Raw genomic sequence first — 26,887 nt, 5'->3', positions numbered from 1 at the left:
AGCGCGCCCCGCAACGGATCACCGCATGAACGACCTCGAATCCCTGGTGCAGTCGGCGCGCGAGCAGTTCGCGCAGGCCCAAACCCCCAACGACCTGGAAAACGCCAAGGCACGCTTTCTGGGCAAGAGCGGCGCGATCACCGAGCGCATGAAGGGGCTGGCGGCGCTGAGCCCCGAGGAGAAAAAGGCGGCGGGCGCGGCCATCAACCAGGCCAAGCAGGCCATCGAAGCGGCGCTGCAGGCGCGCCGCGCCGAGCTGGCCGAGGCCGAGCTGCAGCGCCAGCTGGCCGCCGAGGCGCTGGACGTGACGCTGCCGGGCCGCCAGCGCGGCCAGGGCGGGCTGCACCCCGTGAGCCTGACGCTGGAGCGCATCGAGGCCATCTTCGGCTCGATGGGCTTCGAGGTGGCCGACGGGCCGGAGATCGAGACCGACTGGTTCAACTTCACCGCGCTCAATACCCCGGCGGACCACCCGGCGCGCTCGATGCACGACACCTTCTATGTCGAAGGGGGAACGCCCGAGGCGCCGCTGCTGCTGCGCACCCACACCAGCCCGATGCAGATCCGCCACGCGGTGCAGCACGTCAAGCGCGCGCGTGCCGCGGCCGGCGACGGCGGGGCGGGGCTGTTCGCCGGCGACATGCCGGAGATCCGCGTCATCGCCCCGGGGCGCACCTACCGCGTGGACAGCGACGCCACGCACTCGCCGATGTTTCACCAGTGCGAGGGGCTGTGGATCGGCCGCAACGTCAGCTTCAAGGACCTGAAGGTGGTCTTCACGGCGTTTTGCCGCACCTTTTTCGAGACCGACGACCTGGTGCTGCGCTTCCGGCCGAGCTTCTTCCCGTTCACCGAGCCGAGCGCCGAGATCGACATCCAGTTTGCCAGCGGCCCGCTGGCCGGGCGCTGGCTGGAGGTGGCCGGCTCCGGCCAGGTGCACCCCAACGTGGTGCGCAACATGGGGCTGGACCCGGAGCACTACATTGGCTTTGCATTTGGCATGGGGCCGGACCGGCTGACCATGCTGCGCTACGGCGTCAACGACCTGCGCCTGTTCTTCGATGGTGACCTGCGCTTTCTGTCGCAGTTCCGTTGAGGTTGAGAGAAAGAGCCCCCGATGCAATTCCCCGAATCCTGGCTGCGTGCCTTTTGCAACCCTCCCCTCGACAGCCGCGCGCTGGCCGATCTGCTGACCATGGCGGGTCTGGAGGTGGAGGAATGGGAGCCGGTGGCTCCCCCCTTCACCCGCGTGGTGGTGGGCGAGATCCTGAGCGCCGAGCCGCACCCCAACGCCGACCGGCTGCGCGTCTGCCGCGTGGACGCGGGGCAGGGCGAACCGCTGCAGATCGTCTGCGGCGCGCCGAACGCGCGCGCCGGCATCCGCGTGCCGTGCGCGCTGGTGGGCGCGGTGCTGCCGCCCGGCGAGGACGGCAAGCCGTTCGAGATCCGCGTCGGCAAGCTGCGCGGGGTGGAAAGCCACGGCATGCTCTGCTCGGCGCGCGAGCTGGGCCTGTCGGACGACCACGGCGGGCTGCTGGAACTCGCCGCCGACGCGCCGGTCGGGCGCGATCTGCGCGAGGCGCTGGCGCTGGACGACCGCATCTTCACCCTCAAGCTCACGCCCAACCTCGCGCACTGCCTGAGCGTCTACGGCGTGGCGCGCGAGGTGGCGGCGCTGACCGGCGCGCCGCTGCAGGCCCCGGTGTTTGCGCCGGTGGCACCGCGCCACGGCGAGGTGCTGCCGGTGCGCATCGACGCGCCGGACCTGTGCGGGCGCTTCACCGGCCGCATCATCCGCGGCATCGACCCCACGGCCAAGACGCCCGACTGGATGGTGCAGCGCCTGGCGCGCTGCGGCCAGCGCAGCATCTCGGCCCTCGTGGACATCTCCAATTACGTGATGTTCGAGCTGGGCCGCCCCTCGCACATCTTCGACCTGGACCGCATCCACGGCGGCTTGCAGGTGCGCTGGGGCCGCGCCGGCGAGACGCTGGAGCTGCTCAACGGCCAGACCGTGACGCTGGACGAGACGGTGGGCGTCATTGCCGATGACCGCGGCGTGGAGTCGCTGGCGGGCATCATGGGCGGGCAGGCCACGGCGGTGTCGGACGCCACGCGCAACGTCTATGTGGAGGCGGCGTTCTGGTGGCCGCGCGCGATCGCGGGCCGCTCGCGCCGCTTCAACTTCAGCACGGACGCCGGCCACCGCTTCGAGCGCGGGGTCGATCCGAGCACCACGCGCGAGCACGTGGAGCGCATCACCCAGCTGATCCTGGAGATCTGCGGCGGCGAGGTCGGCCCGATCGACGACCACGTCGTCAACGTGCCGCAGCCGCAGCCGGTGACGCTGCGCGTGGCGCGCGCGGCCAAAGTGATCGGCATGCCGCTGACGCAGGCGCAGTGCGCCGAGCCGCTGCGCCGGCTGGGGCTGGAGGTGGCCGAGGGCGACGGCGTGCTGACGGTGACGCCGCCGCCGTACCGCTTCGACCTGCAGATCGAGGAGGATCTGATCGAGGAGGTGGCGCGCGTCATCGGCTACGACCGCCTGCCGGATACGCCGCCGCTGGCCCCGGTGGTGCCGCGCGTGCGGCCGGAGGCCCAGCGCAGCGCCCATGCGGTGCGGCGCCAGCTCGCGGATCTGGGGTATCAGGAGACGATCAACTTCAGCTTCGTCGAAGAGCGCTGGGAGCGCGACTACGCGGGCAATGACGCGCCGATCCGGCTGCTCAACCCGATTGCCAGCCACCTGAGTGTGATGCGCTCCAGTCTGATCGGCAGCCTGCTGGCTGTGCTCAAGTACAACACCGACCGCAAGGTGCCGCGCGCCCGCCTGTTCGAGATCGGGCGCGTATTCCGCCGCGATCCGGCGGTGCCGGACAGCGACACCACCGTGGCGGGCTTGGATCAGCCGCGCCGGCTGGCCGGGCTGGCGTGGGGCGACGAGTCCGCCTTGCAGTGGGGCGTACCCGCCCGGCCGCTGGATTTTTACGACGTCAAAGGCGATGTGGAGGCCCTGCTGGCCCCGCGCCGCCCGGTGTTCGAGCCGGCGCAGCACCCCGCGCTGCACCCGGGGCGTTGCGCCCGCGTGCTGCTCGACGGCCGCCCCGTGGGTATCGTGGGCGAGCTGCATCCGCGCTGGCGCCAGGCCGAAGGCTGGACCCAGGCGCCGGTGCTGTTCGAGCTGGACTGGGATGCGGTCGTCGAGCGCCCGGTGCCCCAGGCCCAGCCGCTGGGTCGGCACCAGCCCGTGCAGCGGGACGTGGCGGTGGTCGTGCGCGAGGCCGTCACCCACGCCGAGCTGATGGCGGCCATTGGGGCGGTCGAGCAGCCGTGGCTGCGCGAGGCGGTGCTGTTCGACGTCTATCGGCCCAAGGCGGGGACGGCGGGCGGCGCCCTGGCCGAGGGCGAAAAGAGCCTGGCCGTGCGCCTGACCCTGGAGCGCCACGACGCCAACCTGACCGACGAGGAGATCGACGCCGTCGTGCAGGCCGTGTTGGCATCGCTGCAACAGCGCGTCGGGGCCCGCCTGCGGGCGTGACCCCGGGGTGTGTCGAAGGCCGTGGCGGTCCTGCTACGATTGCCGCCATGGCCACGCGCAACCCCCGAACGGAACCCGAAGACGCCGGTGACGGCGCGACCCTGACCAAGGCCGAGTTGGCCGAGCGACTGTTCGATCGCATCGGCTTCAACAAGCGGGAATCCAAGGACATCGTCGATGCGTTTTTTGCGCTGATCGCCGAGCGCCTGATCGCCGGCGAGGATGTGCGCATCGCCGGGTTCGGGCAGTTTCAGGTGCGCATGAAGGCCCCGCGCCCGGGGCGCAATCCACGCACCGGCGAGCTGGTACCGATCGAGGCGCGGCGCGTGGTGACCTTCCACGCCTCGCCCAAGCTCAAGGGAGCGATGCAGGGTTCGGGCGCGTCTGCCGCCAGCGACCCGGATCGATGAGGCCGGTGGCCAGCGCCACCCCGGCCAGGATCACGATGCCGCACCCCACCATCCAGGGGGTGATGGTCTCGCCCAGCAGCAGCGCGCCGTAGCCGATGGCGAACACCGGGATCAGAAAGGTCACGGTGAGCGTTTTGGCGGGGCCGGCGGCCTCGATCAACCGAAAGTACAGCAGGTAGGCCAGCGCGGTGCAAAGCACGCCGGCCACCCCGACGGCGGCCCAGGCACCGGCGCTGGCGGGCTGCGCGGGCCAGGTCCACAGGGTGGGCAGCAGCAGGCCCAAGGTGGCGCCGAACTGGCTGCCCGCGGCTGTGGCCATGGGGGGAATGCCCATCAGGTATTTTTTGGTGTAGCTGGCCGCCACGGCATAGAGGATGGTGGCGCCCAGACAGGCCAGCACGGCCCAGCCCGTGCCGCCGGGGGTAAAGCTGGCCTTGTTCCACGACAGCAGCGCCACCCCCAGAAACCCCAGCGCCAGCCCCACGGCGCGCCAGCGCCCTGGGCGATCACCCAGCCACAGCCAGGCCACCAGCGCACCGAACAGCGGCACGGTGGCGTTGAGGATCGCCGTCAGGCCGGTGCTGATCGACAGCACCGCGTAGGCGAACAGCCCAAAGGGAATGCCCGAGTTGATCAGCCCGACGAACAGGATGCGCCCCGCGTGGACGCGAAACGCGCGCCAGTGGCCGCTGAGCACCAGAATCGGCAGCAGCACCGCGCCCGCGACGGCCACGCGCAGGCCGGCGGTGGCCACCGGCCCAAATTCCAGCGCCGCCTGGCGCATGAACAGAAAGGACGAACCCCACAGGGCTGCCAGAAACAAAAACTCGGCCGCAAGCTTGGGCGACATGGCGCGGGATGGGATGGGGTGATGGCGCCCGGGCCGTCGCCGGCCGGGGCACGACAGGGGGAGCGACAGGGAGGGCGATCATAAGCCCTCCTACAATCGGCGCACTGTCACACACCCGTCTCGACCGTCCACAGACCCATGACCGATTCGACCGTTTCCCACCGTCCGCTGCCTGCCCACGCCTTCAAGGCGTACGACATCCGTGGCGTGGTGCCCGACGTGATCGACGAGGCCTTTGCCCGGGCGCTGGGGCACGCCTTTGGGGCCCGGGTCCGAGCGGCCGGCGAGCAGACCGTGGCCGTGGGGCGCGATGGGCGGCTGAGCAGCCCGGCCCTGGCCGCCGCGCTGATCGACGGGCTGTCGATGGCGGGGGTGGACGTGCTGGACATCGGCATGGTCACCACGCCCATGCTGTACTTTGCGGCGGCCACGCACTGCCGCAGTGGCATTCAGGTCACGGGCAGCCACAACCCCAAGCACCACAACGGCTTCAAGATGGTGCTGGCGGGGTGCGCCATCTACGGCGACGAAATCCAGGCCCTGCGCGAGGCCATGGCATCTGGCTTGACACCAGCGTCCGCGCGCGGGCAGGTGCGCCGGCTGGATATTCAGCCGGAGTACATCGCGCGCATCGCCGGCGAGGTGCGGCTGGCGCGGCCGCTCAAGCTCGTGATCGACTGCGGCAACGGCGTCACGGGGGCCTCCGCCCCCGCGCTGTTCAGGGCGCTGGGCTGCGACGTGACGGTGCTGTACGGCGAGGTCGATGGCGAATTCCCCAACCACCATCCGGACCCCTCCAAGCCGGAGAATCTGCGCGACCTCATCGCCACCCTGCAGCGCACGGGCGCCGATCTGGGTTTTGCCTTCGACGGCGATGGCGACCGGCTGGGCGTCGTCACCCCCAGCGGCCAGAACATCTTTCCCGACCGGCAGATGATGCTGTTTGCCGCCGACGTGCTGTCGCGCGTGCCCGGGGGGACCATCGTGTTCGACGTCAAGTGCAGCCAGCGGCTGGCGCCGGCGATCCGCGCCGCCGGCGGCGTGCCGCTGATGCACCGCACCGGCCACTCGCTGATCAAGGCCAAGATGCGCGAGGTCGGCGCGCCGCTGGGCGGCGAGATGAGCGGGCACATCTTCTTCCAGGAGCGCTGGTACGGCTTCGACGACGGCAGCTACGCCGGCGCGCGGCTGCTGGAGATCCTGAGCCGTCACGCCGACCCCGGTGCCGTGCTCGACGGCTTGCCCACCAGCCACTCGACGCCGGAACTCAACGTCGCCTGCGCCGAGGGCGAGCCGCACCGGCTGGTGGCCGAGTTGCAGCGCGTGGCCCGCTTCGCCCCGCCGGCCGAGGTCAGCACCGTGGACGGCCTGCGGGTCGACTGGCCGGACGGCTTCGGGCTGATCCGCGCCTCCAACACCACGCCGGTGCTGGTGCTGCGCTTCGAGGGGCAGACGCCCGAGGCACTGGCGCGCATCGAGGCCGAAATGCTGGGCTGGCTGCGCCGCGTCAAGCCTGATGCGGTGGTGGGCGACGCGGCCCATTGACGCCCGCCCGTGCAGGAATCCGTCGTGTCCTCCGCCTCGTCCGCCGCCCCCGCCGCCCTCACCCCGGACCCCGACCCGGAGGTCATCGTCTTCAACCTGAAGCGGCGCTACACCGGCGTGTCGGCCACCGTCAACGCGCTGGTGCCGATACAGGCGCGCCAGTGGCGGCTGGCCTACTGCGGCACGCCGCTGCCGCACGGCATGCCGGGCCTGACGCTGCGGCAGGCGATCGCGCTGTCGCGCCGGCCGCCGGCGGGGCGGCCTTTCCGCATCTGGCACGTGCGGCGTGACCACGAGATGGCCGCCGGCCTGTGGGCGCGCGACGTGCTGCGGCTGCCGGTGCGGCTGGTGTTTACCTCGGCGGCGCAGCACCGGCACGGCTGGTTTCCGCGCTGGCTGATCAGCCGCATGGACGCGGTGATCGCCACCACGCCGAAGGCCGCCAGCTTCGTGCCGAACACCACGGCGGTGGTGCCGCACGGCATCGACCTGACCCGCTTTGCGCCGCCGCCGGACAAGCTGGCGGCGTGGGCCGACAGCGGCTTGCCGGGGCGCTTTGGCGTCGGCGTGTTCGGGCGCGTGCGGCCGGACAAAGGCACCGACGTGTTCGTGGACGCGATGATCGCCGCGCTGCCGCACCTGCCGGACGTGACGGCGGTGATCGCCGGCCGCGCGATGCCGCAGCACGAGGCCTACCAGCGCGAGCTGCAGGCGCGCATCGACGCCGCGGGCCTGTCGGATCGCATCCGCTTCCTCGGCGAAGTGCCGGCGGCCGAGGTGCACCGCTGGTATCAGCGCTGCCTGGTGTGCGTGGCCTGCCCGCGTTACGAGCCGTTCGGGCTCACGCCGTTCGAGGCGGCGGCGTGCGGCTGCGCCGTGGTGTGCTCGCGCACCGGGGCGTTCGAGGAGCTGGTGCAGCCCGGCGTCAACGGCGCGCTGGTGGACACCGGCGATGCCGCAGGGCTGGCCGCGGCGCTGCGGCAGGTGCTGGCCGACCCGCAGGCGGCGGTGCGGATGGGGCAGGCCGCGCGGGCGCGCGTGGCGGGGCAGTTTTCGCTCGAGCGCGAGGCGGCCGGCATCGGGGCGGTGTATGCGCGGCTGTTCGCTACCGGCTGACGCGCCTGCGCCTATGCGGTGGAGCGAGCGGCTGGCCCTCGGTCTGTACGGGGGTGTGATGACCGCGCTGCAACCCCTGTTGCGCCGCAAGCTGGCGAGCCGTGGCCGGCAGGAACCCGGCTATCTGGAAGCCATCGAGGAGCGGTTCGGGCGCTATGCCGTCGAGCCGTCCCAGGGCTGGTTGTGGGTGCACGCCGTGTCGTTGGGCGAAACCCGGGCCGCGGCCTTGTGGATCGACCGCTTGCGCGAGCGCCGCCCCGACATCCGCATCCTCTGGACCCATGGCACGGCGACCGGTCGCGCCGAGGGGCGGCGCCACCTGCGCCCGGGGGATGTGCAGGTCTGGCTGCCCTGGGATGCGCCGGGGCCTGTGCAGCGGTTTTTGGCGCATTTCCGCCCCCGGTTGGGGGTGCTGATGGAAACCGAAGTCTGGCCCGCCCTGGTGCAGGGCTGCCGCACGGCAGGGGTGCCGCTGCTGCTGGCCAATGCGCGGCTGAACGCGCGCTCGTGGCGGCGCGCGCAGCGTCTGCGCTGGCTGGCGGGGCCGGCCTATGCGGGCTTGTCCGGCGTGTTGGCCCAGACGGCCGGCGATGCGGACCGGCTGCGGACGCTGGGGGCGCCGGTCGATCCGCCGGCCGGTGGCACGATGGGCAATGTCAAATTCGACGTGCCGTGGCACCCCGGACCATGGGCGTTGGGGCGGACATGGCGATTGGCGTGGCAGGCCGCGACCGCCGCCCCAGACGCGCCCAGCGGGCGGCCGATCCTGATGCTGGCCAGCAGCCGGGAAGGGGAGGAAGCGGCCTGGTGCGACGCATGGCAGGCCCAAGTCCAAGCCACACGGGGGGCGGGCACCTGCCCGATTCGCCCGCTGTGGCTGATCGTGCCGCGCCATCCCCAGCGCTTCGATGCGGTGGAGGCGCTGCTGCGCCAGGCCGGACTGCGCGTCGTGCGGCGCAGCGCGCTGGGGCCGCTGGACGCTGCCGAACCCGTCTGGCCCTCGGCAGCGCGGGGGGCCGACGTTCTGCTGGGCGACAGCCTGGGTGAAATGCCTTGGTATTACGGGCTGGCGCAAGTGGCGCTGCTCGGGGGCAGCTTTGCGCCCTTGGGCGGCCAGAACCTGATCGAGGCGGCCGCCTGCGAATGCCCCGTGGTCATGGGGCCGCACACCTTCAATTTTGCCGAGGCGTCGGAGGCGGCCATCGCGGCCGGTGCCGCCGAGCGTGTGCCAGACCTCGCCAACGCGGTGGCCCGGGCGCTGGACTGGCTGGCCGATCCGCCCGCCCTGGCCCGTGCCCAGGCGGGTTGCCAAACGTTACTGCAAACGCACGCCGGCGCCGCGGCGCGCTGCGTGGATGCCGTGCTGCGCTGGTGGGACCTCAGCGCGCCTGCAACAGCGCGTTGATGGGCTGCAGATCTTCGGGCTTGAGCACCCCGGCCGCCTGACGCAGGCGCAGGTTGCCGACCAGCACGTCGTAGCGCGCCTTGGCCAATTGGGCCTTGGTCTGGTAGAGCTGGCTCTGGGCGTTGAGCACGTCGATGTTGATGCGCACGCCCACCTGGTAGCCGAGCTGGTTGGCCTCCAGTGCGCTCTGGCTGGACGCCTCGGCCGCTTCCAGGGCCCGCACCTGGCCCAGGCCCGACTGCACGCCAAAGAAGGCGGCGCGGGTGGCCTGGCTCACCCCACGTACCGCGCCTTCGACGTCGTTGCGCGCCTTGTCTTCCAGCGCCACGGTTTCCTTCACGCGGTTGTCCAGGGCGCCGCCCGAGTACAGCGGCAGGTTGAACTGCACGCCGATGCTGGCGGTCTGGTTGCGCAGATACCCGGGGATGGCCGCAACCGACGACGGCGCGCGCGCGAACTGGTACTGCGCCACGGCGTCCAGCGTCGGGCCCTTGGCCGCCTCGGCCTTGCGGACTTCCAGGCGGGTCACGTCGAGCGCCGCCTGGGCGGCGCGCACGCTCGGGTGCTCGGCCGCCGCACGCTGCACCCACGCGTTCACGTCGTTGGGAGCCAGCGTGGGCAAGGTGACGGGCGTGGGCAGCCGCCACGGCTGCGTGCCGCTGCGGCCCACCAGCTGATCCAGCGCCAGCTTCTTGACGCGCAGGTCGTTCTCGGCGGCGATCTCCTGCGCGACGACCAGGTCGAAGCGCGCCTGCGCCTCGCGCGTGTCGGTGATGGTGGCGGTGCCGACCTCGAAGTTGCGCTGGGCGGCGGCAAGCTGCTGCTCGACCGCGGCCTTCTGCGCCCGCACGAAAGTCAACGTGTCCTCCGCGCCCAAGACGTCGAAGTACGCCTGCGACAGGCGCACGATCAGATCCTGTTCGACCGATTGCAGCTGGGCCTCGGCGGCCTGCAGCGAGCGCTGGGCCTGCTCCACCTCCAACTGGTTGCCGGGGCGGTACAGCGGCTGGGTGGCCGCCAGACGCACGGTCTGGTTGTTGAAGGTGTCGTCCAGCACCGAGGCGGAGCTGTCGCGGCGGTTGACGAAGGCCTCGGCCGACAGGCCGACGGAGGGCAGCACCCGGGCGCGGGCCTGTTCCGCCTTGGCGCGGTTGGCCTCGAACTGCGCCTTGGCGGCCAGGTAGGCGGCATCGTAGCTCTGGGCTGCTTCCAGCAGCGATTGCAGGCTTTGGGCGTGGGCCACACCAGCCACCCCGGCCAGTGTGCCGAGCAGCAAAGCCGCTGGCAGGCGCAGGATCCGGGCGGCGGGCCGATGGGGCACCAAGGATGGGGCGAGTTTCGGCATGGCGTGCAGTCCCTGGAGAGGTTTATACAGGTGGGAGTATATGACGAATGGCCGAATCCTGCAGCCCCGTCGGGTCAGTACTGCGGGATCGAGGGGTCGACCTCGGCCGCCCAGGCGTGGATGCCGCCGGCGATGTTGACGACGTGTTCATACCCCTGCCGGTGCAAAAAGAACGCCACCTGGGCGCTGCGCCCCCCGTGGTGGCACAGGCAGGCGATGGGCCGTTCGCGCGGCAGCTCGCTCAGCCGCATGGGGATGCTGGCCATGGGCATGTGCCGCAGCTCGAAGCCATCCGGGCGCACGCTGGCGGTCTGGACTTCCCAGGGCTCGCGCACATCCAGCACGATGGGCTCGGCGTCCGGGGTTTGCGCGCGGCATTGCCGCAGCCAGTCGGCCAGTTGCGCGGGGCGGATGTGGGGCACCATGGTGGCGGTCTCAGAAGCGGAAGCGGGTGGGTTCCGGGAAGTTGCGCAGGCGCGGGATCACGATGTCCCAGGGCTGCTCGCTGTGGTAGCTGGCTTCGCCGGTGCGCTGCACCAGGGTGGCACGCATGATGGGCTCGTCACCCACCACGGCGAACAGGCGGCCGCCCACGCGCAGCAGCTCCAGCAGGTCGGCGGGCACTTCCGCGACCGAACCGCTCAACACGATGACGTCGTACGGCGCTTCGCTCACGCACGGCGCAAAGCGGCCGGCGGCTGCGTCCGCGGTCTTGACCTGCACGTTGCCGACGCCCGCGCGCGCGAGGTTGGCGCGCGCCGTCTCGGCCAGCGCGGGGTTGATTTCCAGCGTGAGCACTTGGCGCGACAGGCGGCCGAGCAGTGCCGCCATGTAGCCGGAGCCGGTGCCGATTTCCAGCACGTTGTCGGTGGGCTTGAGGGCCAGGTCTTGCAGGGTGCGGGCCTCGACCTTGGGCGCGAGCATGCATTCGCCCTCGACGGCCGGCTGCGACAGCGGGATTTCCAGATCGGACAGGGCGAGGGCCTGGTAGGCGGGCGGCACGAAGGTCTCGCGCTTGATCTGGCCCAGCAGCGCCAGCACCGTGGCGTCGAGCACCTCCCAGGGCCGGATCTGCTGCTCGATCATGTTGAAGCGGGCTTTCTCGAAGTCGAACGCGGTGGCGCTCATGCCGTACTCCTGTGGGTATATCTGGCGGGCAATTCGATCAATTCTACCGAAGCATGGGTTGGGGCCGGGGGCCGAGGCGGCCATGCTCAGCCGCCCCGCTCCAGCAGCGCCCGCAGGCGGTAGAGGGCGTCCAGCGCGTCGCGCGGGCTCAGGGCGTCCGGGTCCAGCTCGGCCAGCCGTTGCAGCACCGGGTGTGCGTCGGCCACGGTGGGTTCGGGCTCGGGCGCGGCGGCAAAGAGGTCGATCTGCTGCTGCGCGCGGGCGCTTTCCGCCTCCAGTTGCGCCAGGGTGTGCCGGGCCTGTTGCACGACGGCGGCCGGCACCCCGGCCAGGCGGGCCACCTGCACACCGTAGCTGCGGCTGGCCGGGCCCGGCTCGATCTGGTGCAGAAAAACGATCTCCCGGCCTTTGCCTTCCACTGCGCTGACGTGCACATTGACGGCCCCGGGGTGGCGCGCGGGGAACTCGGTCAGCTCGAAGTAGTGCGTGGCAAACAGCGTGAAGGCGCGCACGCGGTCGTGCAAATGGGTGGCAATCGCGCTGGCCAGCGCCAGCCCGTCGAAGGTGGAGGTGCCGCGGCCGATCTCGTCCATCAGCACCAGGCTGTGCTCGGTGGCGCTGTGCAGGATTTGCGCCGCCTCGGTCATTTCCAGCATGAAGGTGGACTGCGCGTTGGCCAGGTCGTCGGCGGCGCCGATGCGGGTGTGGATGGCGTCGATCGGCCCCAGGCGGCAGGCGTCCGCGGGCACGTAGCTACCGATGCTGGCCAGCAGCACGATCAGCGCCACCTGGCGCATGTAGGTGGACTTGCCGCCCATGTTGGGGCCGGTGATGATCTGCAGGCGTGTGCGCGCGTCCAGCACCGTGTCGTTGGGGATGAAGGGGCCGGCGCCGGTTTCCTGCAGGCGCGCTTCCACCACGGGATGGCGGCCCTGGCGGATTTCGATGCGCGGTTCGGGCCCGAAGGTGGGGGCCTGCCAGCCCAGGGTTAGCGACCGCTCTGCCAGCGCCGCCAGCACGTCCAGCGTGGCGAGCGCCCGCGCCAGGGTGCCCAGCGCGGGCACGAAGGGCTGCAGCTCGTCCAGCAGCCGCTCGTAGAGCCACTTCTCGCGCGCCAGCGCGCGCTCCTGGGCGCTGAGCGCCTTGTCCTCGAAGGCTTTGAGTTCCGGCGTGATGAAGCGCTCGGCGTTTTTCAGCGTCTGGCGGCGGCGGTAGTCGTCCGGCACCTTGTCGAGCTGCCCCTGCGTGACCTCGATGTAGAAGCCGTGCACCTTGTTGTACTGCACGCGCAGGTTGGCAATGCCGGTGCGGGCGCGCTCGCGCGCTTCCAGGTCGAGCAAAAAGGCGTCCGCATTGGCCTGGATGGCGCGCAGCTCGTCCAGCTCGGCGTCGTAACCCGGTGCGATCACGCTGCCGTCGCGGATCAGGGCCGCGGGTTCGGGCAGCAGCGCGCGCGCCAGCAGTGCTGCCACCTCCAGCGGCGGGCGCAGGTCGGCGGCCAAGCGCTGCAGCAGCGTGGCGGGGTGCGTGTCGGCCAACATCGCCACCGCCTGGGCCAGGTGGTCGGCGCGTTGTAGCGTTTGCGTCAGGCCGGCCAGCTCGCGCGGGCGTGCCTGCCGCAGCGCGATGCGCGCTGCCAGGCGCTCGACGTCGCTCAGGCCGCGCAGGCCGCGGCGCAGATCGTCGGGGCCGTGGGTGCGCAGCACGCCGATGGCGGCCAGCCGCTCGCGCGCGACGGCGCGGTCGCGCGGTGGCTCCAACAGCCAGCGCCGCAGCAGTCGGCTGCCCATGCCGGTGGCGCAGGTGTCCAGCAGGGACAGCAGGGTCGGCGCGGACTCGCCGCGCAGGGTTTGCGTCAGCTCCAGGTTGCGGCGCGTGGTCGCGGGCAGCTCGATCCACTCTTGCGGCCGCACCACGCGCAGCGCACGCACATGCCCCAGTTGCCGGCCCTGGGTGTGTTCGGCGTAGTCCAGCAGCGCCGATGCCGCGGCGTGCGCCTCGGGCAGGTCCTGCGCCCCCCAGCCCGCCAGCGTGGCCGCTTGCAGCTGGTCGCACAGCTTGCGCTGGCCCAGGGCCGCGTCGAAGGCCCAGGCCGGCCGCACCGTCAGGGCCGGGCGCACGGCGGCAGCCGCGGCGTCCAGCCAGCTGCGCAGCTCCGCTTCGGCTGCTGGCGCCAGGTCGCCGCCGTGCAGCACCTCGTGCGGGGCCAGGCGCTGCAGCCAGCCGCGCAACTCGGCCCAGTCGCATTCGGCCAGGTGGACGGTGCCTTCGGTCACGGCCAGCCAGGCCAGCCCGCAGCGCCGGCGTGCCCCCACGTGCAAGGCCAGCAGCAGCGCATCGGTCTTGTCGGCCAGCAGTTCGCTGTCGGTTAGGGTGCCGGGTGTCACCACGCGCACCACTTGCCGCTCCACCGGCCCCTTGGCGGTGGCCACGTCGCCCACCTGCTCGCAGATGGCCACCGACTCGCCCAGCCGGATCAGCCGGGCCAAGTAGGTCTCCACCGAATGGACCGGCACGCCGGCCATCACCACCGGGGCGCCGGCCGACTGCCCGCGCGTGGTCAGCGTGATGTCCAGCAGCCGCGCGGCCTTGTGGGCGTCGTCGTAGAACAGCTCGTAAAAATCCCCCATGCGGTAAAAGACCAGCGTGTGGGGGTAATCTGCCTTGATGCGCAGCCACTGCGCCATCATGGGCGTGTGCGCTTCCAGCGGCGCGGGGGGCGCGCCGCCGATGGCACCGGGGGGCGACGCGGAGGCCGTCACCATCGTCAGCAGCGGGGACCAATCACGCAGCGATCACCACGGGGCATCGCCGGCGCCCGGCGCTTCGCCGGCGGGCGCGTCATCCTTCGCGCGTTCGCCCGTGCGCTCGTCGGCAGCGCGTTCGCGCGACACGCCTTCGGCACTTTGGCTGTCGAGCGCCATCTTGTCGCGCACCGGGGCAAACTTGCTGTACTTGCCCAGCACCCCCACCAGTTGCCCGTAGATGCGCGGGTTGGCCGCCAGGCATTCCTTTTGTTCCAGGAAGTCGGCTTCGCCCGTGAAGTTGCCGATCAGGCCGCCCGCCTCGGTGACCAGCAACGCGCCGGCTGCCACGTCCCATGGGCTCAGACCCGTCTCGAAAAACCCGTCGCTGAAGCCCGCAGCCACATAGGCCAGATCCAGCGCCGCGGCACCGGGCCGGCGCACGCCCGCCACGCGCGGCATCACGTCGCCCAGCATGCGCAAATAGGTCTGGAACGCATCGCCGGGGCGGAAGGGGAAGCCCGTGCTCAACAGGCAGTCGCGCAGCTGGGTGCGCTTGGCCACGCGGATGCGGCGGTCGTTGAGATAGGCGCCGCGGCCCTTGCTGGCGGTGAACAGGTCGTTGCGCGACGGGTCGTAGATGACCGCCTGGTCCAGCCGCCCGTCCACCATCAGCGCGATGCTCACGCAATAGACCGGAAAGCCGTGGATGAAGTTGGTGGTGCCGTCCAGCGGATCGATGATCCAGGTGAAGGCGCGGCCTTTGCCCTTGCCCTCCCGGCGGCCGGATTCCTCGGCCCAGATGCCGTGGTCGGGGTAAGCGCCCAGCAGCGTCTCGATGATGGCGGCTTCGGCGGCGTGGTCGACCTCGGTGACGAAATCGTTGGTCTGCTTGGCGCCGACGCGCAGGGTGTCGAGGTCCAGCGAGGCCCGGTTGATGAGGGCGCCGGCGGCGCGCGCGGCCTTGATGGCCACGTTGAGCATGGGATGAAGGTGGGAGGACATGGATTGTGGGCAAGAGCGACGGGGGCTGCGCGATGGCAGCGACAATACGCGGGATTCTACCGATGCCCCACCGTTTCGCCAAACCGTGCGCCCGGATACACCCACCCGCTTCGTCCTCATCGAGCCCAGCCACGCCGGCAACGTCGGCGCGGCGGCGCGCGCGCTCAAGGTCATGGGTTTTGGCGATCTGGTGCTGGTGCGGCCGCGCTGGCCGGACGTGCTGCAGCGCCCCGAGGCCATCGAGCGGGCCAGCGGCGCGACGGATGTGCTGGCCCGCGCCCGCGTGGTGGATACGCTGGACGAAGCCCTGGGGGGCATGGATCATGTGTGCGCCACCGCGATGACCCCGCGCGACTTTGGCCCCCCGACGGCCGCGCCGCGGGAACATCTGGCCGCGTTGGCGCCCCGCGCCCGTGCCGGCGAGGTGGGCGGGGTGGCGTTTTTGTTCGGCCCCGAACGCTACGGCATGGCCAACGAGGACGTCTACCGCTGCCACGTGTGTCTGCGCATCCCCACGGCGCCGGACTACGGCTCGCTCAATCTGGCGGCGGCGGTGCAGTTGATCGCGTACGAGTGGCGGCAGGCCCTGGGCGGCTTCGACGCCGAGTCGGTGCCGGCGCGGGCCCGCGGCCCCGCGGCCGAGCCACCGGCGGACGCGCCGACCGTCTCGGCCATGCTGGCGCATTGGGAGGAGGCGCTGGTCGCCGTGGGTTATCTGGACCCCGCCGCGCCCAAGAAGCTGATGCCGCGGCTGCGCCTGCTGTTCCAGCGCGCCGCGCCGACCGCGTCCGAAGTCCACATCCTGCGCGGGGTGGCGCGCGCGATGATCGCCGCCGCCCGGGGCGGCAGGCGCTAGACTCTGCATCCCACCGCCGCCCGCCCGCCATGTTTCGACGCCTCAAAGCCGACATCGACGCCATCCTGGAGCGCGACCCCGCGGCGCGCTCGCGCTGGGAGGTGGTGACGTGCTACCCGGGCTTTCACGCCATCGTGCTGCACCGGCTGGCGCACGCGTGCTGGAACGCGGGCTGGAAGTGGCTGGGACGCTGGATTTCGCACTGGAACCGCTGGCTCACGGGCATCGAGATTCATCCCGGCGCGCGCATCGGCGAGCGCGTCTTCATCGACCACGGCATGGGCGTGGTGATCGGCGAGACCGCCGAGATTGGCGACGGCTGCACCATCTACCACGGGGTCACGCTGGGCGGCACGTCGCTCTACAAGGGCGCCAAGCGCCACCCCACGCTGGGCTGCAATGTGATCGTAGGCGCGGGCGCCAAGGTGCTGGGGGGCTTTGCGGTCGGTGACGGGGCCAAGATCGGCAGCAACGCCGTCGTGACCAAGCCGGTGCCGGCCGGCGCCACGGCGGTGGGCAACCCGGCGCGCATCATCGTGGCCGATGCGGACGAAAAGCGCGAGGCCGCAGCGGCCAAGATGGGCTTTTCGGCGTACGGCGTGACGCAAAACGACGACCCGCTGAGTCAGGCGCTGCGCGGTTTGATCGACAACGCCGCCGGCCACGAGCACCAGATCGCGCTACTGTGGCAGGCCATCGAGAAGCTGGCGTGCGCACAGCGCGGCGACTGCGTGCCGTCGGATGCCGCGAAGACCGAGCACTTCGAGGCGGAGCGGCTCAATCAGCTGGTGGGCAAATGAGGTCGGTGCCGTTGGCCCAGCGAACCCGGTCGCGCCCGGCTGCCAGGGCCACAGCCGTGGCGGCTGGCCGCCATAGATGGGCCAGCCTTCCGCTGGCGGCGGGGGCCAGGTGGGCACATGCACCAGACGGCGGAACAACCAGCGCCGCTCGCGGCTCAGCACCACGACGCCGTGTGCGTCGCTGACGATGGCGTTGTCCGCTTCGGCGGGCAGCACGCCTTCGTCCAAGGTGATCGACACCCCCACATACCCCACGAAGCGGCCGTCCACCATCACCGGTTCCGCAAAAACCACGCTGCGCCGGCCGGTCGTCTCGCCGACCATGAACATGCGCGCCGATTGCCCCTCGCGGGTGGCAGCGTACAGTGGCCCGTCGCGGTAGCGATTGCCCACGAAGGAGCGGATGCCCGGGGGCTCGCCTGAGGCCACCACCACCCCCTCCCGGTCGGCGACGGCGATCAGGCCCAGCCCCAGCTCGCGCACGCCAATGTCCAGCCGCGCATCCAGTTGCCGCAGCCGCTGCGCGATCGCGGGCGGAGGCGGCGTGGGGTTTTGCGCCAGCGCATGCAGCAGGGCGCGCACCTCACCGCCTTGGGAAAAACTCACCGCCACGCCCGCCGCCCAGACGCGCCACGGCGGCTGCTCGGTGGCGGCGTGTGGGGGGACGGGGGCGTCCACGGTGGGCGATCAAGGGGCGCGCGGCGGGCGCACGGCCGACTTGGGCCGAAAGGCCGCGCACACGGCGTCGTCCGTTTCCAGATACGGTCCGCCGATCAGGTCGATGCAATAAGGCACGGCGGCAAAGATACCATGCACCACGGGTTTGCCGTCGCCGTCGCGCAGGCCTTCCAGCGTTTCGGCGATCGATTTGGGCTGCCCCGGCAGGTTGATGATCAGGCTGCGCCCGCGGATCACCGCCACCTGCCGCGACAGAATGGCCGTGGGCACGAAGCGCAGGCTGATCTGGCGCATCTGCTCGCCAAAGCCCGGCATCTCTTTGTCGGCCACGGCCAGCGTCGCCTCGGGCGTCACATCGCGCGGGGCCGGGCCGGTGCCCCCCGTGGTCAGGATCAGGCTGCAGCCGGCCTGGTCGGCCAGCTCGATCAATGTGTCGCTGATGCGCTCGCGCTCGTCGGGGATGAGCCGCTCGACGAAGGTGATGGGGTTTTTCAGCGCGCGGCCCAGCCAGTCGCGCAGCGCGGGCAGGCCCTTGTCCTCGTACACGCCCTGGCTGGCGCGGTCGCTGATGGAGACGATGCCGATGGTGACGGGATCGAAGGCGCTCATGGTCGGGGTCATTCGGGGGTGGAATCGGCGCGGGCGTCGAGCGCGGCGCGCACATGTTGGAACAGCTCGCGATAGGCGCGGCCCTGGCGCTGCGCCTGGCCGGGGGCCGTGTCGGGGCGGGCCTCCGCGGCCTTGCGCGCTTGGCGGACCAGGGCGCGCAGCCGCTGCCAGTCGGCCTGCGGCTCCACGTCGCGCCATGCGTCCAGGGCAGCGTCGTCGGCGATCAGCCGCTCGCGCCAGCGCTCGGCCTCGTGCAGGCGCTGCGTCTCGGCGGCGCTGCCCTGGTGCTGCTCGGCGATCGCGGCTTCGATGGCGGCGACCTGGTCCTCGTCCAGCCGGCGCATCAGCTTGCCGACGTACTGCAACTGGCGGCGCCGGCCCTCGAAGTCGCTGATGCGTTTGGCCTCGGCGACGGCGTCCAGCAGCGCATCGGGCAGGGTCAGGCGCTGCAACAGCGAGGCCTTGAGCGTCAACAACTGCTCCCCCACGGTCTGCAGGTGGGCGCTGTGCTTTTTCAGGTCGGTCTTGCTGTGCTCGGCGTCCCACTTCGCGGCACGCTTGAGTTCGGCGTCCTCTTCGCTGCCGTAGGCGACGAAGTGACCCTTGACGAAATACCCTTTGGGTGGCTTGCGTGGCATGGCCGGTATCATAGCCAGCCACATGAAAGCCACCCGTTCCAAAAAGCCCCCCCGCGCCAACGACGGCGCGCTCCCGGGTTTTCAGTTTTCGCAAGAACAGTTTCGTGCCCTGGCCGACCTGGCGCTGCAGCACGCCCGCCAACTGGGGGTGGCCGACGCCGGTGTCGAGGTGTCCGAGGGCAGCGGCCTGAGTGTGTCGGTGCGCTGCGGCGCGCTTGAGAACGTCGAGCGCAACCGCGACAAGTCGCTGGGCGTCACGGTCTATCTGGGGCAGCGGCGGGGCAATGCATCGACGTCGGATTTCTCGGCCGAGGCGATCCGCCGCACGGTTCAGGCGGCGTACGACATCGCGCGCTTCACCGCCGAGGACCCGGCCGCGGGCCTGCCGGACGAGATCGACGTCGCCAACGACTACCCCGATCTGGAGCTCTTCCACCCCTGGCCGATCACGGCCGAGCAGGCGGTGGAGCTGGCGCTGCGCTGCGAGGCCGCGGCCTTTGCCGTGAGCCCGCGCATCACCAACAGCGAGGGCGCGGCGGTTTCGGCGCAGCAATCGCACTTCTGGGCCGAGCACATGCGCGGCGGGGCGCGCGGGCGGCAGGGCATTTTTGCCGGCGGCTACGCCAGCTCCCGCCACAGCCTGTCGGTGTCGCCCATCGCCGGCAAGGGCGATGGCATGCAGCGCGACTATTGGTACAGCTCGCAGCGCAACCCGGCCGAGCTGGCCAGCCCCGAGGCGGTGGGCCGCTACGCCGCCGAGCGCGCCCTGGCGCGGCTGAAGCCGCGCAAGATCGCGACCACCGAATGCCCCGTGCTGTTCGATGCCCCGCTGGCCGCAGGGCTGCTGGGCGCTTTCGTGCAGGCGGTCAGCGGCGGCGCGCTGTACCGGCGCACCACCTTCCTGCCCGACAGCCTGGGGCGGCAGGTGTTTCCGGCGCATATCGACATCCAGGAGGACCCTCACCTGATCGGGGCCAAGGGCAGCGCGCCCTTCGACGATGAGGGGGTGCGCACGCTGGCCCGCCCCGTGGTCAGCGCGGGCTGTGTCAAAGGCTATTTTCTGAGCACCTACTCGGCGCGCAAGCTGGGCATGCGCACCACGGGCAATGCCGGCGGGTCGCACAACCTGCTGATGACCAGCCGCCTCACCCAGCCGGACGACGACTTGCCGGCCATGCTGCGCCGGCTGGGCCGCGGGCTGTTCGTGACCGAGCTGATGGGCCAGGGCGTCAACCCCGTGACCGGAGACTACTCGCGCGGTGCGGCCGGTTTCTGGGTCGAGGACGGCACCATTGCCTACCCGGTGCAGGAAATCACCATCGCCGGCAACCTGAAGGACATGTTCCTCGGCATCGAAGCCATCGGCGCCGATGTGTACAACCTGGGGGCCAAGAACGTCGGCTCGGTGCTGGTCAACCGCATGAAGGTGGCCGGCAGCTGAGGTGGGCGCAGGGCCAATGGATCCGGGTTTACCATCCGACCATGGCCTGCTACCACTTCACCTGCGACGCGGAACCGGAATATCTGCCGCAGCACTCGTCGCCCGGCGACGACATCTACCGCTTCGCGTACACCATCACCATCCACAACGTGGGCGACGTCGCCGCCCAACTGATCGCCCGCCATTGGGAGATCGAGGACGCCGAAGGCCGCACGCAGGTGGTCGATGGTCTGGGCGTCGTGGGCCAGCAACCGCTGCTGCACCCCGGCGAGGCATTTCGCTACACCAGCTCGGCCGAGCTGCGCACGCCCATGGGCATCATGAGCGGGCACTACTTCTGCGTCGCCGTGGACGGCACCCGGTTCGAGGCGGCGATTGCGCCGTTCGTGCTCAAGGCGTCGTGACGCGGGTGGGGCTTGGCCTCGATGCCCACAGGGCGGCGGCAGAGTGACAAGCTGCCGCGTCAAGGGCTAGAATGAATCTAGCCTCTCATCGTTTCGGACGCTTGAGCCTCGGGACCGCGGTTGCGGGTGCATGGGGCAGAGAGGCCACCCGGATCCGAAGAACTGCGAGCGACGGCGCATGCCGGCCCAGGGAGGGTTTCGCCATGACCTTCGATCTGCACTACGGCGCCACGCCCTCGGTCGAACCCACCGTCGTGCGCGAGCTGACCACGCCGCCCGCGCTGCGTCTGCTCAACCCCGAGCCCGACACAATCGACTTCGTGGTCGAGCCGTCGTGGGATGAGCGCACCGTCGTTTCGCTCGGTGACAACGGCGCGCAGTTCTTCGACCTGTGGTTCTGGTCGCTGGCGGTGGCCTGGGGGTTGCTGCCCGCCGCGGTGCCTCTGGACACGCAGGCGCACACCCTCTGGCTGTGGGCGCAGCCCGAGCCCGACGGTCGCCTGCAACTCGGCCTGATGCGGGCCGATGGGGACGAGCCCTTCGACAAGGCTCGCGCGCTGGCCGGTATCCGTTGGCGCGAGCCGCGGGCCGACCTGGTGCGCCGCCTGGGTGCGATGTGGGATGCCATCCTGCCCAGTGCGGCCTCCGGCGAGGCGCCGGCGCACGAGGCAAAAGGACGCCGGTGGCGCAAGCCTTGGCTGTCCGTGGCCGAGGTGCCGTCCCTGGAGCCGCCGCCTTGGCCCTTGCCGGCGCGCGTGGCGTGGTTTTACCTGCTGCTGGTGCGCCATGTGGAGTTCGGCCGGTTCTCGGAAGCGTTCGCGGACGATCCGGTCGGCTGGACGCTGAGCCTGCTCAAGGGCGAGTCCTTTGCGCTGGATGCCACGCAGGCGGCGTGGAGCATGTTGTTCGACGACGATCCCCCGGGGGAGGAGGCGGTGCGGCAGATCCAGAGCGTCTGCGATGCCGTGCGCGCTGGGCAGGAGGGTTTCCGCGCCGCCAACAAACGAGAACTTTTCCAGGCCTGCATGCAGGTCAGCGAGGCCTGTCGCGATGCCAAGGCCGCCATCGTGCAGGCGATCCGGCCCCGGCTGCCGATGGCCCGAGGCAGCCACGTGGCCGACGGGCAAGGTCGGCGTGCGGTGGTCATCGACGTGCGCGGCGGCCATGCGCTGCTGTATTGGGAGGACGGCCGCATCACCCGGGAGCAGTTGTTGGCCGCTTGCGATGGCTCCAACTGGCGCTGGCCGGTGGCGCATGGCCCCCGCTTCGATAACCGTGCCAGCCTCGACCCGATCGACCAGCGCCGGCTGCGCTTTTGGGAACTCGACGCCTCGCCGGTGGACATCGTCTGCCCGGTGTGCGGCTACCCGTCCACCGATGACGTGTGGATCGAGGTCCAAGACTGCGACGTTTGCGGCTTCGGGCTGGATGAAGCCGTCAACAGCCTTCTGGCAGAGGACCTGACGGAAACCGACGACGGCCAGTGGCTGACCCCGCGGCTGAACGAGGCGCGCGAGCGCTTCCGGCGCACGACCTGGTCCGGCCCCGAGGATGAGGATGTGGACCCCGAAAGCTACCGGGCGCGGATGCGCGATCCGCGCTACCGCGTCCTCGTGCGGGCTTACATGGCCGAATGGGACGCCTGGCTGAACGAGCCCGACCCCGAGCGCAAGCCCCTGGAGATGTGGCGGCGCTGGAACCGGCTGCGCGGCTACCCTGACTGAGGCCGACATGAGCGAGCGCTTGACTCCTTTTGCCGCCTTCTTGCGCCACCGCTACCGCGCACACGTGCAGGGCTGGCTGATGCTGGGCGTTGCCGGGCTGGCGGGCTACTACGTCAGCCTGTTTCCGCACGAGCCACTCTGGCTGCTCATGCCGGTGGCGTTCATCGTGGCGTTTTTCGTCGTCGCCATCGGGGTGGTGGTGGCGGCGATGCTGCGCATACCGTGGTGGCTGCTGGCGCCGCTGGCCTTCCTGTCGATGGCCGTCGAGTGGGCATGGCGACAGCGGGGGCATCGACCGTGGCGCCGCCAGCCCCAGCCGCGCGAGCCCTTCCTGAGCCATCCCTTCGCGCTGTGGCAACGCAGGCGGCTGCGCCGCTTGCGGCGCGAGCGTGCCCGCGCGAGGGCGGGCGCTGCGATCATCGCATGGCCTGCCGCGCGCGCAACCCGCACGGCACCGCGCGTCGCGCGACACCGGCCTGGGCGTCCCTCGTGGTCCGCGCAGGGGCTGGGCAGCTACCTCCGCGAGGTGTTCGAGCAGCACTGGGTAGTCTGGATGCTTGCCGCGCCGGTGGCCGTCACGCTGTGGTTTTGGCTGGTCGAGGATCAGATGTTCCTGGTTGCACTGATCCTGGGCGTGCTGCTGTGGCTGATCGGTTCGGTGATCCTGGTCATTCCCCTCGCGGCGGGGCTGCTGGCCCTGGCCTCGGCGCTGGCGGTCGGGGCGGGGCTGACGCCGCTGCAACGGCAAGCGGTGGTGCAGCACGCCGCGGCCCAACGGGCAGCGTGGGCGCAGGCAGCCGCTGCCACGCCGCCATCCGCCCCACCGCGGCGCGGCAGCTGGGTCTGGCCGCTGCTGATTGGGCTGTGGATCGGCAGTGCTTGGGGGGCCGATGAGTAACACTAGCCTCTGCTAGACTGGGACTGCGCTGACTGATACCGCTTGGACCGAGATGACCGCCACCACCGACCTCTCGTGGGACGAACTCAAGGCCATGATCGCCGCCTTGGCCGAGCAGAGCCGCGAGACCGACCGCCGCATTCAGGAGACCGACCGTCAGCTGCGGGAACTGAAGCGCCAGATCGCCGAGCAGGGTCGCCAGATCGGCGGCATCGGGGACAAGTTCGGCTACTTTGCCGAGGGCATGGCGCTGCCGACGATGGAAAAGCTGCTGCGGCGGCGCTTTCACATGGAGATCGTCAACCCGCGCAGCCGCATCCGCAAGGACGGCTGCGAGCGCGAATACGACGTGCTGGCCTGGGCCAACGGTAAGGTCAACACGGTCGTGGTGGTGGAGGTCAAAAGCCGCGTCAAGCTCGAGGCGATTGCTCAACTGATCGAGCAGCTAGAGACGTTGTTCGACTTCTTGCCTGAGCTCAAGGGCAAGGCGCGCGTGGGGATCTTGGCGGGCATCGACTGGGACGCGGGGGTGGAGGAGGAGGCGCAGGCCGCTGGGCTCTACACCGCACGCATCCGCGACGAGATGTTCGAGCTGACGACACCGAAGGGCTTCAAGCCGCGCAAGTGGTGACGGGCTGGCCAGGGGCGCGCCTCGCACGGTGGCAGACGACCCAGCCGGCCACGAGGCGGTGACGTATCGTGGCCATCGGCCACGAACGGCTGTCGGGCCCGGTGTCGGCCGGCAGCGGCCGTTCAGCGGCGCGCCCGGGCACGCCGCACCGGCCCCGCCGGAAGCAGGCTGGTCAAGCGCTGGTAGCGCTGCAGCAGCTCGGCCACCCGCTGCGCGTCGCCGGCGTAGCGGCGCGGGCCGCCCGACAACGCGTAGGCGGCGTCCACCGCAGCGTCGAGCCGCTGGTGGGCGCGGCGCAGCTCCGCCGGCATGGTCAGCGGGTCGTAGAGGTCGGCCAGCGTCGCCGGCTGCGGCCCTTGCTGAAACAGCGCCCGCGCGTCCAGCACCGCCTGCGCGTCGGCTTCGATGGCGGCGCGGGCACGCTGCGCGGGGCTGCCGGGCGGGGCGTCGTCGGGCAACTCGGGCCACGGAAAGTTGTTGTACACGATGGCGGCGGAGTAGCGAAAACGGCTTTCAAGCCGGCCGCACACCGCGCGCAGCCAGGCGTTGTGCATGGCGCTGGACAGCACGCCGAAGTGGTAGAGCGTGGCGCCGGGCACGATGAACACCAGATCGCTGCAAAGTGTGCTGGGCTGCTCAAAGCCGATCGGCAGGTATTCTCGGCGCTCGGATGAGACTTTGGGGATGACCAGATACGGCGCCTCCGGGACGTTTTCGACGTGAAAGCGCGTCGGGGTGTCGGCCAGCCGCCGGGTGGGGGCGCTGGGGCTGCGCAGCCGGCAGTCGCGCACCGCCTGCACGCGCCGCATCACCTCGGGCATGGCGCGCAGCTGCGCCGGCGGGCAGTCGCGCAGCCACAGCACCCAGCGCTCGGCGCCGTTGAGGAATTCCTCGGCCCCCAGCCAGCGGCGCAGCCACGGCGCGGCGGCCGGCTCGCGGGCCAACAGCTCGTCGCGCTGCTCGCGCGTCAGCAGGTAGTGCCCGCCGTCGATCGGCTTGTTGCCGATGCCGATCGGCGGCACCGCCGCCAGCGGCTGGCTGCGGCGCGGCAGCAGCACATCGGGGCCATCCACCAGATACGGATTGATGCGCTCGACGCGGCGCTCCAGCGGTTCGCCCCGGGGGTGTTCGTAGTCGAACAGGCGCTTGGCCTGCGCGTCGTGCAGCCCAAAGCCGACGATGACGCAGTGCACCGCGGCCTTGCCGCGCGCCTCGTTGGTCCACTGGAAGGTGCGGTGCGCGAAGTGAATGCGCACGCCCTGCGCCAGCAGCCAGCTCCACAGCACGCCCACCTGCTCGCCCTGCGTGATGCTGTTGGTGGAGACAAAAGCCGCGGTGGGGGACGGTGAGCCGTCGGGCTGGGCGGCGCGGGCATCCTGCAGGTAGCGGGCCGCCTTCACGTACCACGCCGCCACGTAGTCCAGCAGCCCGGCGTTGTCGATGCCGGCGCAGACGGCGCGCATCTCGGCCCGCTGCCCGTCGTCCATGTTTTTCGCGCCGACGAACGGTGGGTTGCCCAGCACATGGCTGCAGCGTGCGGCGGGCAGCGCGGTGTTCCAGTCCAGCGCCAACGCGTTGCCGTGCACGATGTGCGGGCTGGAGCGCAGCGGGATGCGCGCGTAGTAGAGGCCAAACTCCTCGCTGACGCGCAGGTTCATCTGGTGGTCCACCAGCCACAACGCCACCTGTGCGATCTGGGCCGGGAACTCTTCGATCTCGATGCCGTAGAACTGGTCCACGTCCACGCGGATGAACTGGTGGATGTCCAGCATCTGCTGGCCGTCCTGGTAGCTGGCCCGCAGCACCTCCAGCTCCAGCCGGCGCAGCTCGCGGTAGCTGATGACCAGAAAGTTGCCGCAGCCGCACGCCGGGTCGAAGAAGGTCAGCCGCCGCAGCTTCTGGTGGAACTCCCACAGCCGCTGGCGGTGGTGGCGCACGCGTTCGAACTCTTCCCACAGCGCGTCGAGGAACAGCGGGCGGATCAGCTTGAGGATGTTGTCCTCGGAGGTGTAGTGCGCGCCGAGCTGGCGGCGCGCCTGCTCGTCCATGATGGACTGGAACAGACTGCCGAAGATGGCGGGGCTGATGGCCGACCAGTCCAGCGCGCAGGCGTCCAGCAGCGCATCGCGCATCTGGGCGTCGAAGTCGGCCATCGGCAGCACTTCCTCGAACAATCGGCCGTTGACGTAGGGGAACGCGGCCAGTTGCGCGTCCAGCGTGCGGCTGCGCTGGGCCTCGGGGGTGTTGAGCACCTGGAACAGCTGCGCCAGCCTCGGGCCGAGGTCGCTGCCATCGGGGGCGGTGCGTTCCTCGATGAACTGGCGCAGCGCCTGCGCGGGTTGGAAGATGCCGGTGTCGTCAGCAAACAGGCAGAACAGCAAACGCACCAGCAGCACTTCCAGCGCATGGCCGCCGTAGCCGCTGGCCTTGAGCATGTCGTGCAGCCGGCCCATGCGTTCGGCGGCGCGGATGTTGACGGGGTCCTGCGGCTGGATGGCGTGGACTTTGTAGCCGGCCAGCGCGCCGAACAGCCGGATGTGCTTGTGCAGGTCCGCCAGCGCGAATTCGCGTTCTTCCCCGCTGGCCAGCATGCGCACGCGAAAGCGCGCGAAGTCACAAACCACGACGAGCTGCGGCAAGTCGCGCTCGGCGATGCCGTGCAGGTAGCCCATCGCCTGCTCCATGGCGCGGTCCAGGTCCTTGCCGCGGCTTTTGTGCTCGACCAGCAGCATGCCGGGCCAGAACAGATCGACGAAGCCGTCGGTGCGTCCCCTGGGGCCGCCCAGCCGCTTGACGGCGTGCTCGAAGGTGGCCACGCGCTTGTCGCTGATGCCGAAGATGTCGAAGAAATCCAGCCAGAACGGCTTGGCCTGCGAGTCTTCGCGGCTGGCGTCTTCCCAGCGCTTGGCGAAGGCCAGCGCCTTGTGCTTGATTTCGTTCCACGACAGCGGCACGGGTCGGCTCCTCCCTCTTGGCGGCGGCGCGGCGTGCGAGTGGCGCCGCCAAGGGTAGCAGCATAGCGCAGCCAGATCGGGCGAGCCGGCCGCGGCCTCGGCGCGGTAGCTCGCGGCATTGACCCGCGTCCAGCGGGGGCCTGCGGCGGGCGTCAGCAGCGGCGCACG

At 70.8% G+C, this 26,887-nt stretch carries 23 protein-coding genes; 13 read left to right on the top strand and 10 right to left on the bottom strand.

Features of this window, described 5'->3' with window-relative positions:
* The first annotated feature begins 25 nt into the window (after positions 1 to 25).
* The 3 genes from pheS to Tfont_RS05945 are packed head-to-tail and all read left to right on the top strand — an operon-like array spanning position 26 to position 3,948.
* Positions 26 to 1,096, top strand: coding sequence for a phenylalanine--tRNA ligase subunit alpha (gene pheS / locus Tfont_RS05955; protein WP_143968753.1), 1,071 nt, complete (start codon positions 26 to 28; stop codon positions 1,094 to 1,096).
* 21 nt (positions 1,097 to 1,117) lie between these two features.
* Positions 1,118 to 3,538, top strand: a complete 2,421-nt coding sequence (gene pheT / locus Tfont_RS05950; protein WP_068608975.1) for a phenylalanine--tRNA ligase subunit beta — start codon at positions 1,118 to 1,120, stop codon at positions 3,536 to 3,538.
* Between the two features lie 47 nt (positions 3,539 to 3,585).
* A complete protein-coding gene (locus Tfont_RS05945; protein ID WP_068608977.1) occupies positions 3,586 to 3,948 on the top strand; it encodes an integration host factor subunit alpha in 363 nt (120 codons plus the stop codon).
* Here the strand turns inward: Tfont_RS05945 and Tfont_RS05940 are convergent.
* The gene (locus Tfont_RS05940; protein WP_143968752.1) at positions 3,893 to 4,798 is read right to left on the bottom strand and encodes a DMT family transporter; all 906 of its coding nucleotides are present in this window, start codon (positions 4,796 to 4,798) and stop codon (positions 3,893 to 3,895) included. The two genes, Tfont_RS05945 and Tfont_RS05940, sit on opposite strands and share 56 nt — an antisense overlap.
* Before the next feature lie 138 nt (positions 4,799 to 4,936).
* Here Tfont_RS05940 and Tfont_RS05935 point away from each other — a divergent pair, with 138 nt between their 5' ends.
* From Tfont_RS05935 to Tfont_RS05925, 3 genes are read left to right on the top strand one after another with little or no spacing between them, the layout of a single operon-like run.
* Complete coding sequence (locus Tfont_RS05935; protein WP_143968751.1) at positions 4,937 to 6,343, top strand: phosphomannomutase/phosphoglucomutase; 1,407 nt, start codon at positions 4,937 to 4,939, stop codon at positions 6,341 to 6,343.
* A 24-nt stretch (positions 6,344 to 6,367) separates the two neighbouring features.
* Positions 6,368 to 7,459, top strand: coding sequence for a glycosyltransferase family 4 protein (locus Tfont_RS05930; RefSeq protein ID WP_143968750.1), 1,092 nt, complete (start codon positions 6,368 to 6,370; stop codon positions 7,457 to 7,459).
* A 58-nt stretch (positions 7,460 to 7,517) separates the two neighbouring features.
* Positions 7,518 to 8,864 carry a 3-deoxy-D-manno-octulosonic acid transferase gene (locus Tfont_RS05925; RefSeq protein ID WP_260682290.1) on the top strand — a complete coding sequence of 449 codons (1,347 nt, stop codon included), beginning with the start codon at positions 7,518 to 7,520 and terminating at the stop codon, positions 8,862 to 8,864.
* Here the strand turns inward: Tfont_RS05925 and Tfont_RS05920 are convergent.
* From Tfont_RS05920 to Tfont_RS05900, 5 genes are all read right to left on the bottom strand, one after another.
* Positions 8,839 to 10,209, bottom strand: coding sequence for a TolC family outer membrane protein (locus Tfont_RS05920; RefSeq protein ID WP_143968748.1), 1,371 nt, complete (start codon positions 10,207 to 10,209; stop codon positions 8,839 to 8,841). The two genes, Tfont_RS05925 and Tfont_RS05920, sit on opposite strands and share 26 nt — an antisense overlap.
* A 74-nt stretch (positions 10,210 to 10,283) precedes the next feature.
* A complete protein-coding gene (locus Tfont_RS05915; RefSeq protein WP_143968747.1) occupies positions 10,284 to 10,634 on the bottom strand; it encodes a rhodanese-like domain-containing protein in 351 nt (116 codons plus the stop codon).
* A gap of 10 nt (positions 10,635 to 10,644) precedes the next feature.
* On the bottom strand, positions 10,645 to 11,337 hold the full coding sequence (locus Tfont_RS05910; RefSeq protein WP_068608989.1) for a protein-L-isoaspartate O-methyltransferase family protein: 693 nt from the start codon (positions 11,335 to 11,337) through the stop codon (positions 10,645 to 10,647).
* Positions 11,338 to 11,423: 86 nt separating this feature from the next.
* The gene (gene mutS / locus Tfont_RS05905) at positions 11,424 to 14,102 is read right to left on the bottom strand and encodes a DNA mismatch repair protein MutS (protein WP_390612329.1); all 2,679 of its coding nucleotides are present in this window, start codon (positions 14,100 to 14,102) and stop codon (positions 11,424 to 11,426) included.
* A gap of 30 nt (positions 14,103 to 14,132) precedes the next feature.
* Positions 14,133 to 15,086, bottom strand: a complete 954-nt coding sequence (locus Tfont_RS05900; protein WP_068608993.1) for an inositol monophosphatase family protein — start codon at positions 15,084 to 15,086, stop codon at positions 14,133 to 14,135.
* Here Tfont_RS05900 and Tfont_RS05895 point away from each other — a divergent pair.
* A complete protein-coding gene (locus tag Tfont_RS05895) occupies positions 15,085 to 15,942 on the top strand; it encodes an RNA methyltransferase (protein WP_143968746.1) in 858 nt (285 codons plus the stop codon). The genes Tfont_RS05900 and Tfont_RS05895 overlap by 2 nt on opposite strands.
* Positions 15,943 to 15,971: 29 nt before the next feature.
* Entirely contained in the window at positions 15,972 to 16,742 is a 771-nt protein-coding gene (cysE, locus tag Tfont_RS05890; protein WP_068608997.1) for a serine O-acetyltransferase, read from the top strand.
* Here cysE and Tfont_RS05885 read toward each other — a convergent pair.
* Genes Tfont_RS05885 through yjgA form a run of 3 tightly spaced genes read right to left on the bottom strand, consistent with a single transcriptional unit; the run spans position 16,623 to position 18,667 of the window.
* Positions 16,623 to 17,420, bottom strand: a complete 798-nt coding sequence (locus Tfont_RS05885; protein WP_143968745.1) for a PDC sensor domain-containing protein — start codon at positions 17,418 to 17,420, stop codon at positions 16,623 to 16,625. The genes cysE and Tfont_RS05885 overlap by 120 nt on opposite strands.
* A gap of 9 nt (positions 17,421 to 17,429) precedes the next feature.
* Positions 17,430 to 18,029, bottom strand: coding sequence for a molybdopterin adenylyltransferase (mog, locus tag Tfont_RS05880; RefSeq protein WP_143968744.1), 600 nt, complete (start codon positions 18,027 to 18,029; stop codon positions 17,430 to 17,432).
* Positions 18,030 to 18,037: 8 nt separating this feature from the next.
* On the bottom strand, positions 18,038 to 18,667 hold the full coding sequence (gene yjgA, locus Tfont_RS05875; protein WP_143968743.1) for a ribosome biogenesis factor YjgA: 630 nt from the start codon (positions 18,665 to 18,667) through the stop codon (positions 18,038 to 18,040).
* Positions 18,668 to 18,689: 22 nt separating this feature from the next.
* Between yjgA and pmbA the strand changes: the two genes are divergently transcribed.
* The 5 genes from pmbA to Tfont_RS05850 all read left to right on the top strand — a co-directional run bounded on the left by pmbA (position 18,690) and on the right by Tfont_RS05850 (position 23,765).
* Positions 18,690 to 20,108 (top strand): metalloprotease PmbA, encoded by a 1,419-nt coding sequence (gene pmbA / locus Tfont_RS05870; RefSeq protein WP_143968742.1) that lies wholly within the window; start codon positions 18,690 to 18,692, stop codon positions 20,106 to 20,108.
* Between the two features lie 41 nt (positions 20,109 to 20,149).
* Positions 20,150 to 20,512 (top strand): Co2+/Mg2+ efflux protein ApaG, encoded by a 363-nt coding sequence (gene apaG, locus Tfont_RS05865; RefSeq protein ID WP_143968741.1) that lies wholly within the window; start codon positions 20,150 to 20,152, stop codon positions 20,510 to 20,512.
* A gap of 203 nt (positions 20,513 to 20,715) precedes the next feature.
* Positions 20,716 to 22,236 carry a hypothetical protein gene (locus Tfont_RS05860; protein ID WP_143968740.1) on the top strand — a complete coding sequence of 507 codons (1,521 nt, stop codon included), beginning with the start codon at positions 20,716 to 20,718 and terminating at the stop codon, positions 22,234 to 22,236.
* Between the two features lie 7 nt (positions 22,237 to 22,243).
* Positions 22,244 to 23,134 (top strand): hypothetical protein, encoded by an 891-nt coding sequence (locus Tfont_RS05855; RefSeq protein ID WP_143968739.1) that lies wholly within the window; start codon positions 22,244 to 22,246, stop codon positions 23,132 to 23,134.
* 52 nt (positions 23,135 to 23,186) lie between these two features.
* Complete coding sequence (locus tag Tfont_RS05850) at positions 23,187 to 23,765, top strand: DUF3782 domain-containing protein (protein WP_221934269.1); 579 nt, start codon at positions 23,187 to 23,189, stop codon at positions 23,763 to 23,765.
* A 122-nt stretch (positions 23,766 to 23,887) separates the two neighbouring features.
* Here the strand turns inward: Tfont_RS05850 and Tfont_RS05845 are convergent, their stop codons facing one another.
* The gene (locus Tfont_RS05845; RefSeq protein ID WP_143968738.1) at positions 23,888 to 26,719 is read right to left on the bottom strand and encodes a DNA methyltransferase; all 2,832 of its coding nucleotides are present in this window, start codon (positions 26,717 to 26,719) and stop codon (positions 23,888 to 23,890) included.
* Positions 26,720 to 26,887: the final 168 nt, after the last annotated feature.

Origin of the sequence: Tepidimonas fonticaldi, from assembly GCF_007556755.1 — a bacterium.
In the GTDB taxonomy this organism is placed as follows: domain Bacteria; phylum Pseudomonadota; class Gammaproteobacteria; order Burkholderiales; family Burkholderiaceae_C; genus Tepidimonas; species Tepidimonas fonticaldi.
The sequence above is the reverse complement of the archived record's forward strand: the minus strand, read 5'-3'. Positions and strand labels throughout refer to the sequence as shown.